This window comes from Rikenella sp., from assembly GCF_056799795.1.
In genome coordinates, this window is sequence record NZ_JBQIQO010000010.1 from 39,478 (window position 1) to 64,834 (window position 25,357).

The following is a 25,357-nucleotide window of genomic DNA, read 5'->3' on the forward strand; positions in this document are numbered from 1 at the left end:
TATGAAAAATATACTCTTCCTCTATAACCCGATCTCGGGCGAAGCGCAGATCGTCGCCCAGCTGGATCAGATCGCCCGGCATTACCAGCAGGCCGGCTATGTGCTGACCCTTTTCCGCATCACGCGGGAGAAAGGTCTCTCCGACCTCGGCACGCTGATCGGCGAATTGCGCCCCGAACACCTCCTGGTGGCCGGCGGCGACGGCACCATCAACCGGCTGGTCAACTACCTGACCCACCGGGGTATCACGATCCCGATCGCCATCCTGCCGACCGGTACGGCCAACGACTTCAGCCACCTGATCGGCATGCCCGAAAACCTCGACGACGCGTGCCAGGCTATTTTGAACGGGAAGACCGAACGACTCGACATGGGACGCGTGAACGACCGCTACTTCATCAACGTCCTGAGCAGCGGTCTCTTCACCGAAGTGTCGCACAAAACGCCGACCGCCCTCAAAAACGTCTTCGGCAAACTGGCCTACTACGTCAGCAGCATCGGCGAACTGCCTTCGTTCCGCAAAATGAACATCACGGTCGAAGCCGACGAACTGACCTTCCGCGGGAGCTGCCTGCTGCTGCTGGTCTTCAACGGCCAGACGGCCGGGAACCTGAAACTCGCCAGCCACTCCAGCGCGACGGACGGGCTGTTCGACATCCTGATCATCCGGGGCGAAAACATCGTGGAGAGCGTCAAAAACGTCTTCCATTTCCTGATGAAGCGGAAGGGGGCGGCCTATCCGAGCGACATCGTCTACTTCCAGACCCGCAAACTGCACATTGAAAACGAACACGTCACGTCGGACATCGACGGCGAAAAGGGGCCCGATTTTCCGCTCGACATCGAATGCCTGCCGGGAGCCTTACCGGTGATCGTGCCGCAAAAGGCGAAGAAATAGCCGGAGGTTTTGCAACCCAATGAGAACGGGGCGCTTCTTTTCGAAAAGAAGCGCCCCCGTTTTTCAGATAGAAATCCGCATCCGGCTAATCGCCGATATGCGAGAACAAGAGGTAAGCCACGATCAAGGTCAATACGATGTTGAATCCCTGAGCGATCAGGAAGCCCCACAGCGGTTTCTTGAAATCTTTGTTGAAAATATCCTTGAACCGGGTCTCCAGACCGATGCAAACGAAGGCGACGGCAAAGAAAAAGCCCTGCAAGTTCTTGGTCACCCCTCCGATCCGATGTGCCGTCTCGACCGGCATCGCGAAGCTGAAAACGAGCGACGCCAGCACGAAACCCAACACGAATTTCGGGAAACGTTCCCACAGCACCCCTGCGGTCGGTTTCTCGCGGTGATCCTTACCGGCATACGACCAGTAGATCGAAATCGCAAAAGCCGCCAGCCCCAGCAAGACATTCTGCGAGAATTTGACAATCACGCTATACTGCTCGGCCGTTTCGCCCAGCACCGCTCCGGAAGCCACCACGGCCCCGGTCGTATCAATCGTCCCGCCCATCCAGGCCCCCGCCACTTCGGGCGACAGCCCCATCCACATGGCCAGATAAGGCATCCCGTACATCATCGGAATGGCAACCACCAAAACCAGCGAAATCACATACGACAGCTTTTTGCTATCCCCCTTAATGGCCCCGCAAGTGGCGATCGCAGCCGAAACACCGCAAATCGACACGGCACTGGCCAGCATGGTAGACATCTCGCGATCCACGCCGAGTTTCCGGGCCACCCAGTAGCCGAAGTTCCAGACGCATAGCACGACCACCAATGCCTGAATCAGCCCCAAGGCCCCGGCCTGCATAATCTCGCCGAAAATAACGGTGGTTCCCAAGAGCACCAGCCCAATTTTGACGTAAAACTCGCTCTGCAACGCCGGCCGCATCCAATCCGGCACGCCGACGGTATTGCTGATCAACAGCCCGAATGCCACGGCGAAAAAGACGCTCTCCAGCCCGGTGGAATTCTTCACGGCGGGCAACCCGGCGACGTACTGCGCGGCCAAAGCGATCCCGAAGATCACGAGCAACGAGGGCAGTATCCCTCGCGTGGAGCGTCCGAGCATCTTGCCGGCGCCATAAACGATCACGAACAGCCCTGCGATCAGCAGAGCGATGTTCTGCCAGGCTCCCCAGCTCGCCAAACTCTTGGGCATCACGGGCATCTGTCCAGGCATCGCGATGGCCAACAGCATAATCAACAATCCGGCGCCTACGGCAAGCCAGTCTTCGGTCTTAAATTGATTCAGTATCTGTCGCATATATTCTCTATTGTATCGTTCGTTATCTGTCTTTGCCCTGTATGGTACTGTTCTTTTTGTGAACAAAAAGAACCAAAAAAACTTCAGAGCGCATCCCTGCGGGATGCTCTGGCCGTGTCTGTCCGGTAGGTTGGGCTGGGATTTTCAGGCGCGGCGCGCTAATAATGGGCATAATACCTAAAGCGCGCTCGCCGAAAACCCAGCCCAACGAAACAAGGCGGAAAGAACCCGTGGTCGGCCCACCGGGACGACCTCTGCAAAAGTCTTTTGGGTACCTTTTCTTCAGAAAAGGTACGGTTCTATCCGGGTAGACACGGTAAACAAACGGTTCAATTAGCGTTTCATAGCGCGATCCATATCCCGCTTCGCATCCTTTTCCTTGAGATGCTCCCGTTTATCGTATTTTTTGCGTCCCCGTCCCAAGCCGATCACCAGCTTCGCCAAACCGCGCTCGTTGACGAACAGCCTGATCCCGACCACCGTCAAACCCTTGTCCTGCAACGCCCGGTCTATCTTTCTCAACTCTTTCCGATTGAGTAGGAGTTTGCGATCGCGTTTCGGTTGGTGATTGTTGTACGTTCCCCAGTGATATTCGGCGATGTTCATGCCGCGCACGAACAATTCACCGTTGTGCAGATAGCAGAAGCAGTCGACGAGACTGGCTTTGCTCATTCGGATCGATTTGATTTCGGTTCCGGTCAGCACGATACCGGCCACCCACTCTTCGAGGATTTCGTAGTCGAAGGAGGCCCGTTTGTTTTTGATGGATATTTTGTTCTGTTCCGCCATTTTCGGATGCAAAGATAACGATTCCGCGGCTTCGGACGGTACGTGCAAATACTTATCCGCATTTTTCCGTCATCGAGGGGGCGAGAAAAAAGAGAGGCACCCCGGCCCTCTCGGATGAGAGAACCGGGGTGCCCCGAATTTTAAAGGAAAGTCCTTAGTTTTTCATTTTCACTTTGACTTTCACGATTTCTACAAACTGAGCGTGTTCGAAGTAGTTGTAGAAATTCACGTCCGTAGCAGCGAGTTCAGCAGCTTCCGGGTTCTGAGCGATGGCAGCTTTCAGATTGGAAACCAGCGCGTTTGCATCGCCTTCGCGAGCAGCGATCACTGCTTTCACGTAGTTAGCACGCCAGGTGTTCATCCCTGCCAGCTGTTGTTTTGCTTTAGCCACGTTGCCGTTGAGGAGTTCAGCGAGTGCCTGGTTGTACCCATCGAGGGTGCGAGCGGCAGCTGCGTAGTTCCCGTTAGCGAGTTCTACGAGGCCCTGGTTGTATTTAGCTTCCGGAATCGAAGATGCTGCGAAGAATTTGGCAGCGTCTGCTTTCTTGCCTTCAGCCAAGGCAACCACGCCGAGGTTGTTGATCACGTACGGGTCGGTGCTGTTGAGCGAAGCGGCTTTCAGGAACATGGCCTTTGCAGCAGCGTAGTCGCCCTGGTTTGCCAATACGACGCCGAGGTTGTTGTACCCGCGGTAGCAGTTGTACTTTTCAGCAGCGGCTTTGTAGATTTTCGCTTTGGTAGCGTTGTCGTTGTAGAGGGTAGCTGCGAAGAGCATCTCTTCGACGTTGAGTTTGTTGATGTCGGTAGCGACAGCTTCTTTGAGTTCGGCGTCGGTCAAGCCTTCCACCTGAACGTTGACGGTCATTTTCGAACGACGGAGTTCCGGGAGGATTTTTTCAGCCAGCACTTTGAAGGCAGCGCTCATGTTTTTGATTTCGCGGTCGCGCACCTGCGGGTCTTTCTGCATAGCGAGCACCTGGAGAATCAGCGCTTTGTCCGGGATATCGGATTTTTCGACCAGTTCTTTGAAGCCTTCCCAGTCTTCGCCCATCGCGTTGATGTCGAATTTGGTGTTAGCCGGAACTTTGTCTTTTTTGAACTTCTGGCTCATCGCTTTGTGAGTCGAGGTACCGCGGTCTTTCGACAGTCTGTCGTTGAGGGCCAACGGGCCGTCCGGCGAAGCGTAAGCCTGGGTGTAGACATCGCCTACTTTCTTCTTCGCGTCACCGCTGTTGGCGATGATGAAGTCTTCCAGCGCTTTGATGTCTTCTTTGCTCAGCTGGCTGGAGCGGACGTTCGACTGGTTGATCGTAAACATGATCTTCGCGGTTTCCGAGATGTTGGTCACGCGCTGGAATGCGTCCGGAGCGATAGCCACTTTCGCATAGTTGTCGGCCATCAGCTGCAAGGAGCTCACCCCGTTGGTCACGTAGATCGGGGTTTCATACGGGGTAAAGTTTTTGATCTTGTTCCCGCGTTTCAAGCATTTCGCTTCAGCTTTCAGCACGAGCTGCGAGAGGCGCATCGACGGGTTGTAAGGAATAGCCACGTCCATGGTCACCGTACCGCCCGAGAAGGGAACGACGGTGTAGTTGTCCTGTACTTTTTCGCCCTGGAAGAAGCGCGGTTCGCCGGCATATTCGGTACCGTCGATCAACGATACGATCACCGGGGTCACTTTCAGCACGCCGTATTTGTGGAATGCTTTGGCCGGAATGTTCACGGTAATGGTGGTCACCGCGTTGTCCCCTTTCAGGGTAACGAGTTCCGGCGCACAGGTCGCCGTGGTGCCCTGTGCGGTCTTCTTCATCATTTTGCTGAAGCAATTACAGCTGGTGAGAAGAGCCGACGCAGCGATAACTGCAAGGCTGAGGTTTAAAACTTTTCTCATAATCAGTGAATTGTTTATTTATTAATTGGTTTTTCGGTCTTTTTTCCTTCGCTTTACTTGCAATGGACAAAGGTACGTATTTGTTCCTGATTTTGTTTTAGGATAAACAAAATTTCAATCTCTTTTTCATACTCTTTTTTGCCCCGGCTGGAACCGCACCTTTCTTTCAAGAAAGGTACCCAAAGAACTTTTGCAGAGGTCGTCCCGTTGGGCCGACCACGGGTTCTCTCCGCCTTGTTCGTTGGGCTGGGATTTTCAGGCGAGGCGCGCGTGGGGTTCTTGCCCATTATTAGCGCGCCCGCCGAAAATCCAGCCCAACCCAATCGGGCAGACACGGCCAGAGCATCCCGCAGGGATGCGCTCTGAAGTTTTTCTGGTTCTCTTTGTTCACAAAGAGAACAGTACCCTCCCGTAGCCAAAGAACAAGTATAAAAGGCATCGGTTATTTTTCCTTTCGGTTCGGAATATTTACAAATTCCGTTCCAAAACAGGCGCACCGACTCGAAAAAATACGTAGCCGCCGTAAAAAATTATTGCGGCCTTTCAATCAGCACCTTACGCGAAAGTTTCAGTTTGCCCGTCTTCGGATCTACCGCGATGAGTTTCACATCCATCATATCACCCTCCTTGATTCCCGTCTCTTCCATGGTTTCAAACCGCCGATGGTCGATTTCCGAGATGTGCAGCAAGCCGTCTTTCCCCGGCAGGATTTCGATGAACGCGCCGAACGCCACCACCGATTTCACCTTCCCGTGGTAGATCGTCCCGACCTCCGGCACCGCCGTCATCCCTTTGATCTTGGCAATGGCCGCATCGACCCCCTCTTTATTCGCGCCGAAGACGTCGACCTTGCCGATCTCGCCCTCTTCAGTGATCGTGATCGTAGTCCCCGTCTCCTTCTGCATCTCCTGGATCACCTTGCCGCCCGGCCCGATCACCGCACCGATGAATTCCTTCGGAATGGTGATCTGTACCATCCGCGGCACATGCGGTTTATAGTCTTCGCGCGGCGCCGCAATGGTGTCCGTAATCTTTCCGAGGATGTGCATACGCCCCTGACGCGCCTGTTCCAACGCCGCCGCCAGCACGTCATAAGAGAGGCCGTCCACCTTGATGTCCATCTGCGTGGCGGTAATCCCGTCCGCGGTCCCGGTCACCTTAAAGTCCATGTCCCCGAGGTGATCCTCGTCGCCCAGGATATCCGACAGCACCGCTACCCGATCCCCTTCGGCAATCAGCCCCATGGCAATCCCAGAAACCGGTTTTTTGATCTTCACCCCGGCGTCCATCAACGCCAGCGTCCCGGCGCAAACCGTCGCCATGGACGACGAACCGTTCGATTCCAGAATATCGGAAACCACGCGAATCGCATACGGGCAATCCCCCTCGTCCGGAATCATCGGTTTCAAGGCCCGGAAAGCCAGGTTACCGTGTCCGATTTCGCGCCGCGACAGCCCTCTGGCCGGCCGCGCCTCGCCCGTCGAGAACGGCGGGAAGTTGTAGTGCAGCACGAACCGTTCGGTTCCCTCGCGCAACACGTCGTCGATCACCTTTTCGTCGAGTTTCGTCCCGAGCGTCACGGTGGTCAGCGACTGGGTCTCGCCCCGCGTAAAGATCGCCGAGCCGTGCGGCGCCGGCAGATAGCCCACTTCGCACCAGATCGGCCGGATTTCGGTGGTTTTCCGCCCGTCGAGCCGGATCCCGTCGTTGAGAATCATGTTCCGCATGGCCGGTTTCAAGGCATAATCGTGGAAGTACCGCCGAATCATGCTCTCCTTGGCCGCCAGCTCCTCTTCGCCGTACTGTGCGGCGAAATCGGCGAGGTATCGGGTCAAAACTTCGTCGAATTTATCGCTGCGTTCGTGCTTGGGCAACTGACTCTTGGCCACTTCGTACACCTTGTCATAGGTAGCCGCCGCCACGGCATCCCGCAAGGCCGCGTCGTTCTGTTCGTGGCAGTAGGTGCGTTTTTCGGTCTTCCCCACCTCGCGCATCAGTTCGAACTGCGCCTGACACTGTTTCTTGATTTCGGCGTGGGCGAACTTGATGGCGTCGAGCATCACAGCCTCCGAGACCTCTTTCATTTCGCCTTCGACCATCATGATGTTTTCGTAGGTCGCCGCCACCATGATATCGAGGTCGCACGCCCCGCCTTCCATCTGCGAGAAGGTCGGATTGATGACGAATTCGCCGCCGATCCGCGCCACGCGCACCTCCGAGATCGGCCCGCCGAACGGAATGGTCGAAACGGCCAGCGCCGACGAAGCGGCCAACCCGGCCAGTGCATCCGGCTGAATGTCCGGATCGGCCGAGAGCAAGGTGACGGTCACAAATACTTCGGCGTGGTAGTCGCTGGGAAAGAGCGGTCTCAAAGCCCGGTCGATCAAGCGCGAAACGAGGATTTCGTAATCCGACGGCCGTGCCTCGCGCTTCAGGAAACCGCCCGGAAAACGCCCGTTGGCGGCATATTTCTCTTTATACTCGACCGAAAGCGGCATGAAGTCGACGTCTTCTTTGGCATCCTTCGCCGCCACGACGGTCGCGAGCAGCATGGTATCGCCCTGCCGCACGACCACGGCTCCATCGGCCTGTTTGGCGAGTTTGCCGGTTTCGATTTCGATCGTCCGGCCGCCGCTCAGCTCGATATTCTTTTTGGTTGCGTTGTAATACATGGTTTTTTCCTTGAAAATTCGGGGACTAAGTTACAAAAAAAACGCCCCCTGCAAATATAGCGAGGGGGTGATTCGTAAAAAAACAGGCGGTTTCTCTGCCGAGGGCAAAGAAACCGCCTTGTTTTATAACAAAAATACGACTTGCGCCGGAATGGCCCGAATTACTTACGCAGCCCGAGCGCCTTGACAATGGCCCGATAGCGTTCGATGTCGTTTTTCATCAGGTAGTCGAGCATGCTGCGCCGTTTCCCGACGAGTTTCAGCAGCGACCGCTGGGTGTTGTAGTCGTGTTTGTGTTGTTTGAGGTGTTCGGTCAGGTGCGCGATCCGGAAGGAGAAAAGCGCGATCTGGCTCTCCGGCGAACCGGTGTCGGTAGCCGATTTCCCGTAGTTCTGAAACAGTTCCTGTTTCTTCTGGGTGTCGATGTAGTTGCTCATGTAATTATACGGTCTATTAATTAGAAGCGGGGCAAAGGTAGGGTTTCTTTGGGGGATTTCCAAGATTCCGCAGAAAAAAAGCAGCCTTCCCGGCCCATCGCCTACGGAATATAGACCTCCAGCAACTTCCCGCTCCCCCGCAACACGATCTCGTTCAATTCGGCCGGCACAAGCACTGTCTCGCCCTTAGCGATCGTCTCCGTTCCGCCGTCGTAGGCCATCTCCAACTGCCCTTCGAGGCAAATGTAGATCACGAACGAGTCCAATGCGGCGTAATCCCGCACCGCTTCACCCGAAATGATCAACGAGCTGGTCTGAAAATAGGGACATTTTTCGAGGGTCACCGGCGCATTCACCTGCGGAGCGGCCACGGTCTTATAATCCGACCGGGATTTATATTCGATCGCGTCCAAAGCCAGTTCGGTGTGCAGTTCTCGCCCCTTTCCGGTCTTCGGATCGACGCGGTTCCAGTCGAAAACCCGATAGGTAATATCCGAAGTCTGCTGAATTTCAGCGATCAACAGCCCTTTCCCGATGGCATGAATCGTGCCGGCCGGAATAAAATACGAATCGCCGTCTTCGACTTTGTAAGCGGTCAGCAGCTCGGCCAGCCGCCCGGCGTTCAGATATTTGAGGTATTTCGCCCGATCGACCGGCTGGTTGAATCCCAAATAAAGCTGCGCTCCGGCTTCATGCCCCACCACGTACCACATCTCGGTCTTCCCGAACGACTGGTGCCGCTCGGCGGCCAGTTCGTCGTCCGGATGCACCTGAATCGAGAGGTTGTCGTCGGCGTCGATCAGTTTGATCAGCAGCGGAAATTCCTCACCGTACCGTTCGAATACTTTGTCGCCGACCAAATCTCCCATATAGATTTCGGTGAGCTCCTGCAAGTTATTCCCTTTGAGCTGACCATTGGCTACGACGGATATATCACCGTCTACGCCGGAAAGTTCCCAACTCTCGCCGATTTTCTCTCCGGCGGGAAGTTGCTTGCCGAATGCGGTCTCGATCTTCCGACCGCCCCAAATACGCTCTTTGTAAATGGGCTTGAATTTCAACGGATAAAGCATAACTCTCCTCTATTTTTAATTCTTCGTTTATCTGTGCTTTGTGCTGGACGGAACCGTACCTTTTGACTTCGTCTTCCTCGTGCTACCTCGGCAAATCCCGCAAGCGGTCTCTGCTCTCGGTACGCTACTCGGTTCTGAAGAAAAGGCACCCAAAAGACTTTTGCAGAGGTCGTCCCGTTGGGCCGACCACGTGTTCTCTCCGCCTTGTTTCGTTGGGCTGGGATTTTTCCGGTGGGCGCGCTTAAAGATAGTTCGCCACATAATAGCGCGCCACACCAGAAAATCCAGCCCAACCAATCGGGCAGACACGGCCAGAGCATCCCGCAGGGATGCGCTCTAAAGTTTTTTTGGTTCTTTTTGTTCACAAAAAGAACAGTTCTATACAGGGCAAAAAACGATAATCGAACGATTAAAATGAGCGCCCGGCCCCGCCGCCGCCCGTTCGTCCGCCCCCGAAACCGCCGAAGCCTCCCGATCCCCCACCGAAGCCACGGCCAAAGATCGGAGGAAACATCATCGGCCTGCCCCGATAAACTCGCCGGCCACCATTTCCACCCCGTCCTCCTGTATTCGAATCGTCATCATCCGACCCTCCTTTTTTATAGGAACGGATCAGCAGAATCACTATCCAAAACACCACCCCCGCTGTCAGTATCCACGTCGCCCCGTCCCAAAACCCCGGCTCCCGTTCCACCTGCCGTGCCGTGTATTCTCCGCGCACCGCCGCCCGAATCGCCGCCGTACCCGCCGCCACCGCAGCGTAATAATTCGGCGGATCGAACTGCAAATACGGAATCATCTCGTCATCGATAATCCGCCCCGCCGTGATATCCGGCAACGCCCCCTCCAGTCCGTACCCCACCGCAATAAACACATCGCCCCGCCCGTACCGGTTCCGCGGCTTGACCAACAGCACCACCCCGTTGTCGTGCTCGCGGGAGCCGACACCCCACTGTTCCAGAATCCGCGTGGCATACTCCGCCGCCGGATAACCGTCGAGGTCGGTGACCGTCACGACCGCGATCTGCGTCGAAGTCGCCGCATCGAAAGCCACCAGGCTATCCTCCAGCACGCGCTGCTGCTCCGGCGAAAAGAGGTGGGCATAGTCGTTCACCAGCCGCGGCGGCGACATCGGTTTCGGAATCGCCTGTCCGCGCACACCGCCCGCTGCCAGCAGAAAAACACCCGCCAGCGCCAGCCCCCAACGCTTTATCCGACCGCCCGTCATACTACACATCCTCCGGGGAGTCGATTAAAATTCCACTTTCGGAGCCTTCTCCGCCCCCGCTTCCGCCGCGAAGAAAGTTTTCGGCGTAAAACCGAACATCCCAGCGATCAGATTGCGCGGAAACTGCTGTACATAAACGTTATACGCCTGCACCGCATCGTTATACCGCCTGCGTTCGGTCGCAATCCGGTTCTCCGTCCCCTCCAGCTGGGTCTGCAAATCGGTGAAATTCCGGTTCGCCTTGAGGTCGGGATAGGCCTCCGAAACCGCCATCAGCCGGCTCAACGCCGAAGACAACTCCCCCTGCACCTGCGCATATTTGGCCAAGGTCTCCTCGTTCAAGTCGTTGAAGTCGATCCGCACCTGCGTAGCCCGGGCTCGCGCATCGATCACCCCTTCGAGCGTCGCCTTTTCGTGGGTGGCATATCCCTTGACCGTAGCCACCAGATTCGGAATCAGGTCGGCCCGGCGCTGGTATTGGTTCTCCACGTTGGCCCACTGTGCCGCCACCTCCTGGCTGCGTTCCACCAACCCGTTGTAATTCCCTTTGACCCAGCTGTAAATACCGGCCGCTATCACCACGATCGCCCCCAGCACGATAATCAATATCCAATGTCCTTTTTTCATCGTTTCGTTCGTTTTTGAGTTCTACAAATATACGGAGAATAATTCGACGAAAAGCATAGCAATTATCGGGCACAATTCGTCGGAGGGGTCTCTCGTGAGATTCGAGTTACCGGAACTCCAGAAATAAATGTGCCGGGGTTTTCTATACGAAAAAACCCGCCTCTTCCTTCGAGGCCTGTCGAGCCAATTCTTCGACTAATCCTCTCGCATCAAAGTCCGGATAATAAGAGTTTTCCCGGCATATGTCGAGCCATTCGAGGTGCGACAAAATATCTTCCGCACTCAGGCCTAACTTTTTCCTCAAATCCATCATCTCCCTAAAAGGGCGGGAGGGATCTCCACACCACCTGGTCACACCGGCCGTCTGTACGGCATAATAGTACTGAAACACTTTTATCTCTTTCTCTTCATACCGTTTCTTTTTTCGGCCGCGCATTTCCATAAAATCCTCATACGACTGTATCGCGCATAGCTCCGGCAAGATATATTGCTCAAAATCTTCGCCGATCCGTTTGCAAATCCCCTCTACCGGCGTGTCCTTGCCATAACCGTCGATTCGATACATATCACCGGCATAGAACGGCGACATCATCCCGCCGTAGGGCAAAAAAGCGAACTGCAACAACTCATTATGAAACGAGTTATGGATCCACTGATTAGATAATGTATCCCGTATCTCGTCTTTTTTTGAAGCGCTGATGTGAAAGCGAAAGCGCACGCCGAGTCGGGCATCGTTAAACTGCGAATTCATCAGGTGAACGATGATATACGCATCTTCGATCTCGCGATACCAGTTCGACCCTTTCGCGGAAAAACCATATTTCTTAAATAATGGTTTGATTACTTGTTTGACAAGAATGTTCCGTTTTTCTATCGGGCTCAGCTTTTCTCCCTGCAATTCCTGCATATCATCACCCGTCACTTCCAGCGCCTGCTTCATCTGACTCGAGGTTACAACTTGAGCAGCGCCTCCAGGTTGTGGAAACGGTTGTGATAGTCTTCCATCGATCGCCGAATCACCTCTTTGGCCTCGTCGGCGCCATAAATGTGGGTGATCTCGACGTTCCGCTTAGCACCCGGCAAGTCCTTATAGGTCAGGAAGTAGTGCCGCAGACGCTCCACCACCAACGGCGGCAGTTGCGACACGTCGTCGACATTGCCGTAAACGGCATCGTGCTTCAACACGGCGATAATCTTGTCGTCGGCCTCGTCGTGGTCGATCATCCGAATGCCGCCCACCGGCTTGGCGTGGACGAGGATATCGCCGTGCGTAATGGTCTTCTCGGTCAGCACGCACACGTCCACCGGGTCGCCGTCGCCGTGGATGTCGGTACGCTGCAAGGCTTCGTTGCTGAGCTGGGCCACGAGCTCGCCGCTATAGCTCTGGGGCAGAAAACCATACAGGGCGGGGACGGTATTGGAATATTTCTGGGGCCGGTCGATAAAAAGGTAACCGGATTCCTTATCGACTTCGTACTTGACGGTGTCGGTCGAAACGATCTCGATAAAACAGGTCACCTTATCGGGTGCTTCGTCGCCGATATTCACGCCGTGCCATGGATGGGATTTATAACGCAATCCCATCAACTGACCCACTATGGGATCCATCAATTTCGACATATTAATCTGTTCTTTATATTCATTCGTTTAGTTGCACCTTACCTGGAGGGAACTGTTCTTTTTGTGAACAAAAAGAACCAAAAAAACTTCAGAGCGCATCCCTGCGGGATGCTCTGGCCGTGTCTACCCAATTGGTTGGGCTGTGTTTTCTCGGCGGGGCGCTATAATGCGAGTATTACCCCAAGGCGCCCGCGCCGGAAAACCACAGCCCAACGAAACAAGGCGGAGATAACCCGTGGTCGGCCCAACGGGACGACCGCTGCAAAAGTCTTTTGGGTACCTTTTCTTCAGAAAAGGTACGGTTCCAGCCGGGTAGACACAGTAAACGAACGATTAAAATTACAATGTATGTTCCGCGAGGAAGCGTTCGCACTCCAGCGCCGCCATACAGCCCGACCCCGCCGCCGTGATCGCCTGCCGATAGCGCGGATCCTGCACATCCCCCGCCGCAAAAACACCCGCCACATTCGTCTGCCCGTGATGCGTGATGATGTATCCCTGTTCGTCCAGTTCGAGTTGCCCCGCCACCAGCTCCGTATTCGGATGGTGGCCGATCGCCAGAAATATACCGTCCACATCGACCCTCCGTTCCGCCCCCGCCGTCGACTCCAGCAACATCCCCGTCACCCCGTTCTCGTCGCCCAGCACCTCGCGCATGTTGTGTTCGAAGATCACCTCGATGTTCGGCGTCGTGAAGACCCGTTCCTGCATCGCCTTCGACGCCCGGAGATAATTCTTGCGCACCACCAGATAGACCTGCCGGCACAGCGACGCCAGGTAAGTCGCCTCCTCGCACGCCGTGTCTCCCCCGCCGATCACCGCCACATCCTTTTTGCGGTAGAAAAACCCGTCACACGTCGCGCACGCCGAGACCCCCATCCCCCGGAACTTCTGTTCCGACGGCAGCCCGAGGTACTTCGCCGACGCCCCCGTCGCGATAATGACCGTTTCGGCCCGCAGCGCCGTCGTTCCGCCGTCGATCTCCACCGCGAACGGGCGCGCGCTCAGGTCGAGCTTCGTCACCACCCCGAACCGCACCTGCGTCCCGAAGCGTTCGGCCTGTTTCTTGAGGTCTTCCATCATCGCCGTTCCGGAAATCCCCTCCGGATAGCCCGGAAAATTCTCGATTTCGGTCGTCGTCGTCAGCTGTCCTCCCGGTTCGATCCCCTCGTAAACCACCGGCGCGAGATTCGCCCGGGCCGCATAGATCGCCGCCGTATAGCCCGCCGGCCCGCTGCCGACAATCAGACACTTAATAGATTCACTCATAACTGTTTGTGCGTTTTATTCGTTTCACGATCCGCCGTTGTCGGCATTTACGAAGACAAAGTTAGCGATTTTCGGGTTTACTCCTCCCCTCGGTTCGAATGATTCGGTCTATCAGGCGCTCTGCCGTCTCCGCCGGGTCGTCTCCCCTCAGTTCGATATCCGGTTGCGTCCGCGTTTCGCAACTCCCCCACCACTCGGCTCATCGTTTCGTAAAACGACCGGTCGTCCGACGTTTGTTCTATTTCCGCCCGATGCGGAGTCTCTCAACAGGTGTACCATTATCCATACTCGCCTGAAAATAAATATTTTGCCAAAACAGAGCAAAACAAAAATGTCTATTTTTTGGACATCGGATCGTCAAGATAGGGATTTTACAGCCCGCGTCGAGAACGGATAAAACGAAGTACCGACAACCGATTACACCCGGGTTTCACTATCTTTGCAACGTGGAAAGATTTTCTCATAGAAATTCGAAAGGAATTCGGCTGGCATACTGGCTGATCGGAGCCGTATGGCTGGGGACGGCAGGTTGCGCCCCGAAGCTGGCTCCGGTGGCGACCACCGGACTCCTGACACGCTCGTTCGACAACTACTCGCAATCGACCGTCGTGCGCAGCGAGCGGCTGATGACCGAGACCCGCAGCGAAGCGCCCACCCCGAGCCGTATCCCGAAACAGGAATACACCCGGGGGCCGCGCAGCAACAACGAAGGGACACTCGCCCGGTCGCAGGCCGAGGTGATCGCCCCGCGGAGCTACGTGACCCAGCCGGCACCGTCGGCAACGCCGTCGGTACCCGTACCTAAACGGACACGAAGTCAGCTGCGACAAGAGGCCCGCCTGAGGGCTCAGGAGGAACGAGCTGCAGCAGAGCAGAACAACGAACCGGTGAGGCCGGTGCGGGGCGGATTGGGGATTCCGAAAGCCACCGAAGCATCGGCGGCTCAGATAAAAAATATTTCATTCGTCACCCGCCGGGCGGCTTCGCCGGAACCGACTCCGCCGCCAGCACCTAAGCCGGAGGAAGCCCCGCAACCCGCTCCCGAAGCTGCGGCGCAGCAACCCGCACAAACTCCGGTTCAAACTGCGACGGCATCTCAGACGACCGTTCGTCCGCCTCGGCAACAACAGGTGTCGGGATCGGTGACGCAAGTGTCGGAGGTGACGCCGACTTTGACCGCCAAAGAGCAGCGAGCATTGGACAAACGGCGCAAGGCGGAGGCCCGGCGCCTGCTGGCCGAGCGTCAGGCACAGGCCAAAGCGGCGGAAGCGGCCAAGGCGGAACAGCAACGGGCGATGATGGCGGCGAATACGCAGCGACGAGCTCAACCGACGACGGACACGGAAACGGACGACGAGCATACGACTCCGGAAGAACCTGCCGCACAGGAGAATGCCGCAGAGTCGCAGACGGAACAGACTTTACAGACGAGCGCTCCGCAAGACGCCGCGCAAAATTCGGAGGATTCGGAGCTTTCGGCTTTGGCGCGTGCGCTGACCATGCCGGACGCGACGGTGCGGGACAAACCGGTACCGACGTTCATCAACACGCCGAAGGAGGAAAATACGGTCGTAGACGAAGCGGCGGCGGAAGGGACGGTCACGGCGACCGCTCCGCCGGTGCACCAGTTCCAACCGAACGAAACGGAACACGTCAAATTCTCGTATTACGATCCGTTCGGCAAGGGCAACAACCGTTTTATCGTGGTACTCAACGAACAACGGTTCTGTTACCCTTATCGGGGCCGGTTCCTGTCGGGATACGGGCCGCGGGGACGGGGCGTGCACACGGGGGTCGATATCAAAGGGGTGAAAAACGACACGGTACGGGCGGCGTTCGCCGGAACGGTGCGCATGTCGAAGCTCTACAGCGGATACGGCAACTGTGTGGTGATCCGGCACAAGAATGGTTTGGAGACGCTCTATGCACACAACACACGCAATCTGGTGCGGGTGGGCGATGTGGTACGGGCGGGCGACGCGATCGGTCTGATCGGACGGACGGGACGGGCAACGACGGAGCATTGCCATTTCGAGGTGCGGGTACAGGGACAGCACATCAATCCGGCCCTGGTGATCGACTACCACAACCACCGGTTGCAGAACGGGGTGCTCTCGGTGACGAAGCAGGCCAACGGACGCATCGTGGCGCAGAACCGGGCGAGCGGTCTGGCTCCGTCGCAGGCGACGGATCGGGAGGACACGAGTTCGGCAGGCAGCAGCACATCGAGCCATACCGGCAAAACGGCGACGGCCGCTTCGACAACGACGACTTATACGGTACGGTCGGGGGATACGCTGTGGGGGATTGCCCGGCGTTTCGGCACGACGGTATCCAACCTTTGCGCGCTGAACAACCTGAACCGGGAGGCGACGCTGCCGTTAGGCAAAAAGCTGAAAATTCGATAGAAGGGCTGCGACGGTTCGGTCGCACCACGGTTTTATATGCGGTCGGTGTCGGTACGCCGGCCGCAACTGTTTTTCGAGGATTTGACCGAGGCTGAACAACCGGCACAACCGCAACCGCAGCGGGTGGCTTTGCCTCGCACTCTCCGCACGGCCCACACGGCTCCTATCACGGCGCACACTCCGACCACAATCCATACTATCGTCTCCTGGGTCATCTCTCTATTCTATTATTTGATCGATTTCTCGCACGCAGTTCTTTGTGCCGGATAGAACCGTACCTTTTCTGAAGAAAAGGTACCCAAAAGACTTTTGCAGAGGTCGTCCCGTTGGGCCGACCACGTGTTCTCTCCGCCTTGTTTCGTTGGGCTGTGGTTTTCCGGCGCGGGCGCATTGGGGTAATACTCGCATTATAGCGCCCCGCCGAGAAAGCCCAGCCCAACCTACCGGGCAGACACGGCCAGAGCATCCCGCAGGGATGCGCTCTAAAGTTTTTCTGGTTCTCTTTGTGAACAAAGAGAACAGTACCTTCCTGTATCCAAAAACGGAGTACAGAAAATCGATGAATTAAAAGAAGCGTGAGCCGATCTGGTAGACCGCGCACGAAACCACCCACGCCAGCCCCGTCGTATAGAGCACCGAAAAGAGCGCCCACCGCCAGCCCGCCTCCTTTCGGATCGCCGCCACCGCCGCCACGCAAGGAAAATACAACAAGATGAACAACATCATCGTATAAGCCACCAGCGGCGTATAGACCGGCTGCCCCGCCAAAGTCCCCGATGTATGCCGCTGCGCCCGCAGACTCCGCACCAACTGCCGATCCACCTCGCCCGCCTCCTGCGCCAAAGCCGCCTCTTCCGCCCGCCACACCTCCTCGCCGCCGCCAGCCGCACCACCCGTTACCGCGACCTCCGCCGGACGGTTCAACACCGCCATCGTGCTCACCACAATCTCCTTCGCCGCCAGACCGCTCAACAGACTTACCCCGATCTTCCAGTCGAAACCCAACGGCCGCATCGCCGGCTCCACGACATGCCCCAACCGCCCGATATAGGAGTGTTCGGCCTGCCATTCCGCCAGCTCCGACGGCGCAAGAGCCGCCTCCTGCTCCGCCGTCGGCCTCGGATAGTGTCCCAACGCCCAAATCAACACCGAAGCCACCAGAATCACCGTCCCCATCTTTCGCAAATACTGAGACCCCTTATTCCACATATGCCGCACGACACTGCGCGCCGTCGGAATCCGATACGGCGGCAACTCCATCACGAAAGGCGCCTCGGCCCGATGGAACAGCAACCGTTTGAGCACCACCGACGAAAGAACAGCCACCCCGATCCCGATCACATAGATCGACATCAGCACCAGCCCCTGCCCCGTCGGGAAAAAAGCCGAAATCAGCAACACATAGACCGGCAACCGGGCCGAACACGACATAAACGGCAGAATCAGCATCGTCAGTATGCGGTCTTTGCGACTCTCCAGCGTCCGCGTAGCCATAATCGCCGGCACGTTGCACCCGAACCCCATCAGGAGCGGGATGAACGACTTGCCGTGCAGCCCGATCCGGTGCATGAAACGATCCATCAGGAAAGCCGTCCGAGCCATATAGCCCGTATCCTCCATCAGCGAGATAAAGAAGAAGAGAATCAGTATGTTGGGCAAAAAGACGATCACGCCCCCCACCCCGCCGATCACCCCGTCCACCAGCAACTCGCGCAGCGGCCCCTCGGCCATCGCGCCGGAGACCCAGCCGCCGAGCCACTCCACCCCGCTCTCCATCCATCCGGCCGGAATGCCGCCCAGCGTAAACGTCGCCTCGAACATCAGCCACATCAGCAGAAAAAAGATCGGAAACCCCCAAAAACGGTGGGTCATAATGCGGTCGATCCGCGTCGCCTTCCGGTTTTTATCCCCCGTCCCGGGCACGAAAGTCTCCTCCAGCGCCCCCGCGATAAAACCGTACCGCGCATCGGCCACCACCGTCTCGACCGAATCGTTGTAGAGCCGCTCCAAACGGGCCATTTCCCGCTCGACCGCCTGACGAATCTCGTCGAAATTGGCCACTCCGTCCAGCAGGGAAAGGGTCTCGCGATCGCCCTCCAACAGTTTGATAGCCAGGTAACGCGACGAATAGCACGCCACGATGTCGCAATTCTGCCAAATCAGGCTCTGAAGCGCCCGAATGCTGCACTCGATCTCCTCGCCGTAGTGGACATGGATGTGACGCACCATCGGCTCGTTGTCCTCAAAAACGGCGATGACGCGGTCGAACAGGGCGTCGATCCCCTCGCCTTTCGACGCCACGGTGGGCACGATCGGAATCCCGATCATCCGCCCCAAAGCCTCGTAATCGAACCGCGCTCCGCTCCGCTCCAGCTCGTCGTACATGTTCAGGGCGATCACCACCTTGAGGTTCATGTCGATCAGCTGGGTGGTCAGGAAGAGGTTGCGCTCCAGATTCGAAGCGTCGACGACGTTGATCACCACGTCGGGCATCTGCTCCAGAATATGCCGCCGCACGTAGAGCTCTTCGGGGGTGTATTCGGTGATGGAGTAGGTTCCGGGCAGATCGGACAGGCGGAGCGTATACCCGGCCTGCCGGGCGGTCGCCTCTTTGGCTTCGACGGTCACACCGCTGTAGTTTCCGACGCGTTCGTGCGAGCCGCTGGCGAGATTGAAAAGCGAGGTTTTTCCGCAATTGGGATTGCCGACCAGGGCGACCTGGATGGTTCGTCCGGCTTCGTGGAGGAAGCGGTTGGCGATCTCGTCGGTCTGCAAGACCTGAGCAAGGGCTGTCCCGCTGGCGGAGGCGGTCGAGGCGTCGGGAGCGGTCGAGATTTCGATTCGCTCGGCTTCGCTGCGGCGCAGGGCGATATGATACCCCATGATCTCGTATTCGACGGGATCCATCAGCGGGGCATTCTTAATGACGGTCACCCGTTTGCCGCGCACGAAGCCCATCTCGGCGATGCGCTTGCGGAACGAGCCGTGACCGCGGACTTTGACGATGACGCCGCTCTCGGAGGTGGAGAGCTCCGACAGGGGGCGACAAATCGATTCGTTTTCCATATGGGTCGATAGCGAGGAGCAAAGATAACGATTTCCTCTCCTCTTCGGGATACAAATTTAGGGGATGCGCGGCTGGGTATAGATCCCTTTTTCTGGGGAGATCAGGAGTTAAACATCCCTCTTTTGGGGGATTCGGGGAGAGGTAGTCGGGTTTTCCTTCAGCCGGGAAAGCGCGTGGCCGACTCGGCACTTTTTTTCACCCGGATACAAAAAAGAGAGACAGATGCGATAAAAAGCATCTGTCTCTCTCTGGAGCGGAAGACGAGGTTCGAACTCGCGACCCTCAGCTTGGGAAGCTGATGCTCTACCAACTGAGCTACTTCCGCTTATTTTTTCAACGCTGCAAAGATAGCGTTTTTCCGGTTACGAACAAATCTTCCGGAGATTTTATCGTTTGCTTTCTTTTGCCGATGTTAGGCGAGGAGGATGACGTCGTTTTGGACGGATACCTCTCTTTTGTTGGGCGGAGAAGATTACGTCGCTGGCACGGCGTGATCATTGCCTCCGTTACCCCCGAGATGGATTACGTCACTAATGATCCATTACCTCCATCTTTTTTCGTGCGGCAGAGAGGATTACGTCACTGGCGTGCCGTGATCCACGGCCTCCCGGCGGGACCCCTACAAAGATTTTCGCCGCAACAACTCTCGTTGTCTTTTTTCGGATTTCATGCCGTTCCCGCTTGCAAATAAATTTGCGCGGAACGCCAGAAATCCGAAAAGCCTACGGCTCGCATCGAAAATCTTTGTGGGCGGAGATGGATTCGAACCACCGAAGTCGAAGACAGCAGATTTACAGTCTGCCCCATTTGGCCACTCTGGTATCCGCCCGAAAGGAAGTCGTTCATCGAACGACGATCGGCATTGCATTCAAAGAGAAAAGCCCTCTTCTGCCGAATGCGGTGCAAAGGTGTGCAAAATTTCCGGATTTTCCAACACCGTGTCCGAAAATCAATCGAACAAATGGTGTCCCCCATCCGCAGCCCCTCCGCCGCGCGAATGAGAACCGCCCGAACCGCCCTCGTTTTTCAACGTCTCACGCGACACCTTCCCCCCCGCCGGAGCCCCACCGGCGTAAATCTTCATCCGACGACGAATGTAGGCGGGAATATTTTCGATCTGTTCCTCTGTCAATGCGGTGATATCGTCATCGTCCGCCCGCTGCGGTTCCGGAGCAACAGGCTCCACCACGGTCTCCACAGCCTGCACCACCTGAACCGGAGGGGTAACCTCAACCACCGGCACAGGCGCAGGCACCGGCACAGGCTCTACCGCTGCAATCGGCGTTTCCGTCATCGGCGCGTCGACCACGGGTTGCCGCTCTTCGGCCACCATTTCGCGCTCCCGCTCTGCGATCGACACCGAAGGACGGTCATAAGCGGTATGGCTCGCCGCGAACTGCGGTTCGCCCCGGTCATGGGTCACGACGGAAAAATCGTCTCCCTCGTCTCCCGATCCCGCCTTGGCTTTCTTGTCTGCCCGTCCGGAAAAACCGGCGCCTCCCTCCTGATCGATCAGCGAGATGGTCTCCCGCTTGGGCCCTTCGTTCTGTCCGGCCACAGGCCGACCCGTCCCCATACCGTTCCGACGGGCGTTCGGATCGCGCCCCACGACTTCGGCATACCGTTCGCGAATGGCCGGAATGCTGTCGATGTCGAACCCGGTGGCGATCACGGTGATCCGGATGTCGTCGCCCAAAGATTCATCGGTGCCGGCCCCCCAGATCAGGTCGGTGGAGTTGTCGTTCCCCGTCCGCTCCTGCATGAACTGGGTGATCTGATAGGTCTCGGTCAAGGTGACCTCTTTGTTGCCGGAGGTGATATTCAGGAGGACGTTCTTGGCGCCCGAAATATCTTTGTGGTTGAGCAGGGGCGAGCTCATAGCCGCTTCGGCCACCTCTCTGGCGCGATTTTCGCCGCTCCCGCGCGCAGAGCCCATCAAGGCGATGCCGCTGTCTTTCATGACGGTCTGCACGTCGGCGAAGTCGACGTTGACGCGATATTCCTGGGTGATAATTTCGGCGATACTCTTCGCTGCGGTAGCCAGAATATCGTCCGCTTTGCCGAAAGCCTCGGATAAGGTGAGTTCGCCGTAAATTTCATGGATATTCTCGTTGTTCACCACGAGCAACGAGTCTACATTGTGTCTGATCTCTTCGATCCCGTCGATCGCCTGCAAAATCCGCCGCCGTCCTTCGGTCTTGAACGGAATGGTGACGATGGCGACGGTCAATATCCCCATCTCCTTCGCCGCCTTGGCAATCACCGGCGCAGCGCCTGTCCCTGTCCCGCCGCCCATCCCGGCGGTGACGAAGACCATCTTGATGTTCTTCTCGCGAAAGACTTCCCGAATCTCTTCGATGCTCTCTTCGGCAGCAGCGCGTCCGCGTTCGGGCTTATTCCCCGCCCCCAGCCCCTCGGTGAGGGTCTCTCCGAGGCGGATCTGGGTGGGAATCGGGCTCCGTCCCAAGGCCTGCCGGTCGGTGTTGCAGACCATGAACGAGACGTCCGTAATCCCGAGTTTGTACATGTGGTTCACGGCATTGCTCCCCCCGCCGCCAACCCCCACGACCATGATAATGGACGAGCTGACCGGTTCTATATCTACGAATTCAACCATTTTGCCTGCTGGTGATAAAATCGGTATCAATAACTGTCGTCGTCGTCGACCTCTTCGTCGGTGAACATTCCGCCGAACCAACGTTTCACGCGTTCGGAGAGTTTAGGTCTCCGGAGACGCAACTCCTCTTCCGGATAGTCGTCCAGGTACTCCTCGTCACCGTCCATCCCGTACGAATCCGGTTCATATCCTCCTTCCTGCTGTCCCCCCTCATAGGAGTCGGCCTCAGGCGTATAAGAAGAGTCATACCCTCCCCCCGCAACAGCCGTATTCCCCGAAGCCATCGCCCGCCCGTTCTGTTGTCCGGCCGGCGTATGGTAGTAGTCCTCGTCTCCCGCGGCAACTCCCGCGTTTTGAGGCTCTCCTGCCGTTTGCGCCGGTTCGGCGGCATCGATCTCGGTATAGTTTCCTTTCCGCACGGCATCGAGGACGATCCCGGTCAAAGTGGAGTATTTCGGCGCCGAAACGAGTTCCACCGAATCCGCCGCCACGTAGGTAACCGGCTGAGCGATCCGCACGTCCATCCCGGTGTGCATTTTGAAGAGGAGGTCGAGGTTTTTCAAATTGGCTCCCCCGCCGGTCAGCACGATCCCTGCCCCCAACCGTCCCTTGAATCCGCACCGTTCGATCTCGATCTTCACGTAGTCGATGATGTCGTACATCCGGGCTTCGATAATCCCGGCCAGGGTCTTCACGGCGATCTCTTTCGGCGCCTGCCCGTTGACGCTGGGGATATTGATGTACTTGTCGCCCGGCGTCCGCTCGGCCACGGCCTCGCCGAACGAGGTCTTGAGTTTTTCGACGTACCGCTCCAAAATCCCGTAGGCGCGAATATCTTTGTTGATGATATTCCCGCCGATCGGAATCACGGCCAGATGCCGGATCACTTTGTCATAATACACGCAGATATCGGTCGTCCCCCCGCCGATATCCACCACGGCCACTCCGAGTTCCTTTTCGTCGTCGCTCAGCACGGCTTCGGCCGAAGCGAGCGGCTGCAAGACAATCCCGGCCAAATTGAGCCCCACGCGTTGAAAGCACCGTCTGATCCGTTCGATAGCGGTCTCTTCGCCGATAATGACGTTGAACTTGGCCTCCAGCTTGCGCCCCTCCATCCCCACAGGTTCGCTGATGTCGTCTTCGCCGTCCAGAATATACGACTGGGGCAGGATGCTGATGATGGTTTTCCCCGCCGGCAAAGATGCGTTGCGCTGGTCTTCGATGAGCCGTTCGACGTCCGTGCGCCTCACTTCGGTCACTCCGGCGTCGGTCATATTCTGCACGGTAACGTATCCCTGTGTCCGATTGCACTGGATATGCTGCCCCGAAACACCCACATAGGCTTCGCGCACGATAATCCCAAGTTCCTGTTCGAGCCGGTTTTTCACCTCTCTCAGCACTTGCGAAGCCTGCTCTATATTTTTCAGATCGCCTTTCATCACGCCGTTGGAGGCGACCTCCTTGAGCGCGACGATTTCGATCTTGTTTTTTTCCGCTTTGCGTCCGACGGCCATCACCACTTTCGTGGTGCCCAGATCGACCGCTGCAACGTATTCGTTATTATCCATATATCTCGTGTGTGCTCTTCGTTCGTTCGGTATGCACTCTCCTGCGGCGAAAGCCGGCGGCCTAACGTGCGGCCGGGCGGATGGAGTCGCCCGCTTCCGCCGTCCCGGGAGGAGGGTCGGGCACCGGATTTTTGCTCACGACCTGCCCCCGAAAGCGGAGGTCGATTTCGGTGGCCGACCGCCACCATCCGTCGGCAAAGGAGCGGCGGTAAAACCGGGAGAGTTTCCCGAGCCGCCGGGCGACGGCAACGGAGTCGCCGACTTCGCCGAAGCGGATCACCTGACGTCCCACGCGTGGCAATAATCGTACCTCATTTCCGTCGTAGTAGATCTGAGCGGTCAGGGCGTCCAAAAACGGGTCGGTATCTACCTGACGGACAAAGTTAAGGAGATTATGCAACAATTCCCGCTCTGCGGGGAACTTTTTTTCATCCAAACGACCGAAATAGTCGGTCGGGAAACCGAAGGTCAGACGTCCGCTCACCACGGGCACGTCGGCGATATAGTCGCTCTGGGAGGGAAGGAGCACCAGGTCGTCATCCACATAGAAGTTGTGTCCGGATTCGCTCACCACGCGCATGACAGGTTTCCGCTGGCCGAGGGTGATATGGAGCTGGCCGTCGATGGCGGTATAGGCTTCGGCCCAGGCGACGAATTCGTGGGCTTCGACGAGACGTTCGATGGCATAGACGTCGACGCCGCGCAACCCCATGCCGATAACGCGTATAGAGCTGTCGGCCAGCCATCTGCGCACGATTTCAGGGGTAACGAAGGCGAGTTCGGCGCTGTCGCGAACGACGATGTCGATGCCGGTGCATTTGAGTTCCCTTTCGCGCACGGTGCAGTAGCGGGCGGCTACGATGCCGTAGGCTATGAGTAGCACGAGCAGCAGTATATGTCCTATTTTCCGTCTTTTTGAGGACATTTCGATCGGTTTTCGATAAGTTTTCTCCCGGTGGGTGTGCGCTTTTTCGAGGGGCAGGGTTCCAGAGTGTTTTGGCGTCCGCCCCGGGCTACCGCGACTCGTACTCGGGCGGGCCGGTAAAGGTCGGCAACGGCGGGTATAGCTGGTCGTCCGCTATCGGTAGAACGAACGGGGTGTTTTTGGACTTCTATGCACAGCATCTCAGTCCCAACAGTGTGGGTAATCGTGGCCACGGTCTTCAGTTGCGGTGCCTCTCGGAATAAACGGGCCGCGGGCCCGCGGGGGGCAAGGGACTGGAGTTACCCTATTTGCGTTTTGAGTGCATCCCTGCGGTTCGTAGAACCGCCCGGGCCGGAGCCACCCCAGGCGTAGGCCTGCAACGTCGCGATGCTCGTTTCCGGCCACGCTGGCTCCGACCCTTAATATTCACTCTCGACTAAAGTGGGTCGGGCGACCGGGAGGTGCTGTCGTGGGATAGAGGCGGCCAGTAAAAGACGCTGTGCGTCCCGCCCGTGGGCAGGCGTCCGGCCCGAGCGACTCTACAAGTTGCAAAAGCATAATCTATTCGTCCTTGGCGCCTATTTCGTTCTTAGCCTAAGTTCAGCCTTGTCGCCCGATCGGGTCGAAGCCTGCGGGGCCTAAAGCAACGCCAGTTGCGACCTCCGCTGCGGAAGGCTTCGGCCCGCGCGGCTCTGCGAGCCGCAGAAGCACAGCACCCATTCATCGCACAATTTTCTGAACTTCGGCCTGTCGCCCATCCCCCCGAAGCCGCTACGCCGCTGGGCGACGAGGCAGGCGACCTAAAGGTCGCACAAGCACTGCCCAAAGCAGAACCCAGTTCTCCGCCCCGTGTCGGCCTCACTGCGGCTCCGCTTTCGCTTCGCCGCATTTTCGTACACCGATCTTTGTCCGCGCGCCTTGGGAAATCTTGTCCAAAGCGCAAGTCGCTT

Annotated in this window: 16 protein-coding genes, 2 tRNA genes and 1 pseudogene; 2 read left to right on the top strand and 17 right to left on the bottom strand. The window is 57.2% G+C overall.

What is annotated here, in order from left to right:
* Position 1: 1 nt before the first annotated feature.
* Positions 2 to 898, top strand: a complete 897-nt coding sequence (locus tag ACTO3O_RS04165; protein ID WP_297829865.1) for a YegS/Rv2252/BmrU family lipid kinase — start codon at positions 2 to 4, stop codon at positions 896 to 898.
* 85 nt (positions 899 to 983) lie between these two features.
* On the opposite strand, the gene ACTO3O_RS04170 is transcribed toward ACTO3O_RS04165, so the two are convergent.
* The 11 genes from ACTO3O_RS04170 to trxB all read right to left on the bottom strand — a co-directional run bounded on the left by ACTO3O_RS04170 (position 984) and on the right by trxB (position 13,822).
* Positions 984 to 2,216 carry a YeiH family protein gene (locus ACTO3O_RS04170; RefSeq protein WP_297829867.1) on the bottom strand — a complete coding sequence of 411 codons (1,233 nt, stop codon included), beginning with the start codon at positions 2,214 to 2,216 and terminating at the stop codon, positions 984 to 986.
* Between the two features lie 333 nt (positions 2,217 to 2,549).
* Entirely contained in the window at positions 2,550 to 3,005 is a 456-nt protein-coding gene (smpB, locus tag ACTO3O_RS04175; RefSeq protein ID WP_294591605.1) for an SsrA-binding protein SmpB, read from the bottom strand.
* 154 nt (positions 3,006 to 3,159) lie between these two features.
* Positions 3,160 to 4,818 (bottom strand): tetratricopeptide repeat protein, encoded by a 1,659-nt coding sequence (locus tag ACTO3O_RS04180; RefSeq protein WP_297831138.1) that lies wholly within the window; start codon positions 4,816 to 4,818, stop codon positions 3,160 to 3,162.
* A gap of 608 nt (positions 4,819 to 5,426) precedes the next feature.
* Positions 5,427 to 7,568 (bottom strand): polyribonucleotide nucleotidyltransferase, encoded by a 2,142-nt coding sequence (pnp, locus tag ACTO3O_RS04185; RefSeq protein ID WP_297831144.1) that lies wholly within the window; start codon positions 7,566 to 7,568, stop codon positions 5,427 to 5,429.
* A gap of 161 nt (positions 7,569 to 7,729) precedes the next feature.
* Entirely contained in the window at positions 7,730 to 8,005 is a 276-nt protein-coding gene (gene rpsO / locus ACTO3O_RS04190) for a 30S ribosomal protein S15 (protein ID WP_294591613.1), read from the bottom strand.
* Positions 8,006 to 8,106: 101 nt separating this feature from the next.
* Positions 8,107 to 9,078, bottom strand: coding sequence for a type I phosphomannose isomerase catalytic subunit (locus tag ACTO3O_RS04195; protein ID WP_297831147.1), 972 nt, complete (start codon positions 9,076 to 9,078; stop codon positions 8,107 to 8,109).
* 409 nt (positions 9,079 to 9,487) lie between these two features.
* A complete protein-coding gene (locus ACTO3O_RS04200) occupies positions 9,488 to 10,315 on the bottom strand; it encodes a TPM domain-containing protein (protein WP_297831150.1) in 828 nt (275 codons plus the stop codon).
* A gap of 15 nt (positions 10,316 to 10,330) precedes the next feature.
* Entirely contained in the window at positions 10,331 to 10,933 is a 603-nt protein-coding gene (locus tag ACTO3O_RS04205) for a LemA family protein (RefSeq protein ID WP_294593870.1), read from the bottom strand.
* Positions 10,934 to 11,075: 142 nt separating this feature from the next.
* Complete coding sequence (locus ACTO3O_RS04210; RefSeq protein WP_297831155.1) at positions 11,076 to 11,873, bottom strand: DUF4304 domain-containing protein; 798 nt, start codon at positions 11,871 to 11,873, stop codon at positions 11,076 to 11,078.
* Positions 11,874 to 11,884: 11 nt separating this feature from the next.
* A complete protein-coding gene (locus tag ACTO3O_RS04215; protein WP_297831158.1) occupies positions 11,885 to 12,541 on the bottom strand; it encodes an inorganic pyrophosphatase in 657 nt (218 codons plus the stop codon).
* 351 nt (positions 12,542 to 12,892) lie between these two features.
* Positions 12,893 to 13,822 (bottom strand): thioredoxin-disulfide reductase, encoded by a 930-nt coding sequence (gene trxB / locus ACTO3O_RS04220; RefSeq protein ID WP_297831162.1) that lies wholly within the window; start codon positions 13,820 to 13,822, stop codon positions 12,893 to 12,895.
* Positions 13,823 to 15,573: 1,751 nt separating this feature from the next.
* Between trxB and ACTO3O_RS04225 the strand changes: the two are divergent.
* Positions 15,574 to 15,898: pseudogene (locus ACTO3O_RS04225) on the top strand (M23 family metallopeptidase); the annotation flags it as partial.
* Between the two features lie 896 nt (positions 15,899 to 16,794).
* Here the strand turns inward: ACTO3O_RS04225 and feoB are convergent.
* The 6 genes from feoB to ACTO3O_RS04255 all read right to left on the bottom strand — a co-directional run bounded on the left by feoB (position 16,795) and on the right by ACTO3O_RS04255 (position 24,365).
* Positions 16,795 to 19,296 (bottom strand): ferrous iron transport protein B, encoded by a 2,502-nt coding sequence (feoB, locus tag ACTO3O_RS04230; protein WP_297832049.1) that lies wholly within the window; start codon positions 19,294 to 19,296, stop codon positions 16,795 to 16,797.
* 250 nt (positions 19,297 to 19,546) lie between these two features.
* A tRNA-Gly gene (locus tag ACTO3O_RS04235) sits at positions 19,547 to 19,622 on the bottom strand.
* Between the two features lie 422 nt (positions 19,623 to 20,044).
* Positions 20,045 to 20,126: transfer RNA gene (locus ACTO3O_RS04240), tRNA-Tyr, on the bottom strand.
* 120 nt (positions 20,127 to 20,246) lie between these two features.
* Positions 20,247 to 21,914 carry a cell division protein FtsZ gene (gene ftsZ / locus ACTO3O_RS04245; RefSeq protein WP_297832054.1) on the bottom strand — a complete coding sequence of 556 codons (1,668 nt, stop codon included), beginning with the start codon at positions 21,912 to 21,914 and terminating at the stop codon, positions 20,247 to 20,249.
* A 26-nt stretch (positions 21,915 to 21,940) separates the two neighbouring features.
* Positions 21,941 to 23,482, bottom strand: coding sequence for a cell division protein FtsA (gene ftsA / locus ACTO3O_RS04250; RefSeq protein WP_297832057.1), 1,542 nt, complete (start codon positions 23,480 to 23,482; stop codon positions 21,941 to 21,943).
* Between the two features lie 61 nt (positions 23,483 to 23,543).
* Positions 23,544 to 24,365, bottom strand: coding sequence for a cell division protein FtsQ/DivIB (locus tag ACTO3O_RS04255; protein WP_297832060.1), 822 nt, complete (start codon positions 24,363 to 24,365; stop codon positions 23,544 to 23,546).
* Positions 24,366 to 25,357 lie beyond the last annotated feature (992 nt).

Excerpts from the sequence above, each read along its gene's own strand:
- ACTO3O_RS04215 (WP_297831158.1), bottom strand. The coding sequence starts at position 12,541 with ATGGATCCCATAGTGGGTCAGTTGATGGGATTGCGTTATAAATCCCAT.
- rpsO (WP_294591613.1), bottom strand. The coding sequence starts at position 8,005 with ATGAGCAACTACATCGACACCCAGAAGAAACAGGAACTGTTTCAGAAC.
- ACTO3O_RS04200 (WP_297831150.1), bottom strand. The coding sequence starts at position 10,315 with ATGTGTAGTATGACGGGCGGTCGGATAAAGCGTTGGGGGCTGGCGCTG.
- ftsA (WP_297832057.1), bottom strand. The coding sequence starts at position 23,482 with ATGGATAATAACGAATACGTTGCAGCGGTCGATCTGGGCACCACGAAA.
- ACTO3O_RS04180 (WP_297831138.1), bottom strand. The coding sequence starts at position 4,818 with ATGATGAAGAAGACCGCACAGGGCACCACGGCGACCTGTGCGCCGGAA.
- trxB (WP_297831162.1), bottom strand. The coding sequence starts at position 13,822 with ATGAGTGAATCTATTAAGTGTCTGATTGTCGGCAGCGGGCCGGCGGGC.
- feoB (WP_297832049.1), bottom strand. The coding sequence starts at position 19,296 with ATGGAAAACGAATCGATTTGTCGCCCCCTGTCGGAGCTCTCCACCTCC.
- ftsZ (WP_297832054.1), bottom strand. The coding sequence starts at position 21,914 with ATGGTTGAATTCGTAGATATAGAACCGGTCAGCTCGTCCATTATCATG.
- ACTO3O_RS04210 (WP_297831155.1), bottom strand. The coding sequence starts at position 11,873 with ATGAAGCAGGCGCTGGAAGTGACGGGTGATGATATGCAGGAATTGCAG.
- pnp (WP_297831144.1), bottom strand. The coding sequence starts at position 7,568 with ATGTATTACAACGCAACCAAAAAGAATATCGAGCTGAGCGGCGGCCGG.
- ACTO3O_RS04205 (WP_294593870.1), bottom strand. The coding sequence starts at position 10,933 with ATGAAAAAAGGACATTGGATATTGATTATCGTGCTGGGGGCGATCGTG.
- ACTO3O_RS04195 (WP_297831147.1), bottom strand. The coding sequence starts at position 9,078 with ATGCTTTATCCGTTGAAATTCAAGCCCATTTACAAAGAGCGTATTTGG.
- ACTO3O_RS04170 (WP_297829867.1), bottom strand. The coding sequence starts at position 2,216 with ATGCGACAGATACTGAATCAATTTAAGACCGAAGACTGGCTTGCCGTA.
- ACTO3O_RS04165 (WP_297829865.1), top strand. The coding sequence starts at position 2 with ATGAAAAATATACTCTTCCTCTATAACCCGATCTCGGGCGAAGCGCAG.
- smpB (WP_294591605.1), bottom strand. The coding sequence starts at position 3,005 with ATGGCGGAACAGAACAAAATATCCATCAAAAACAAACGGGCCTCCTTC.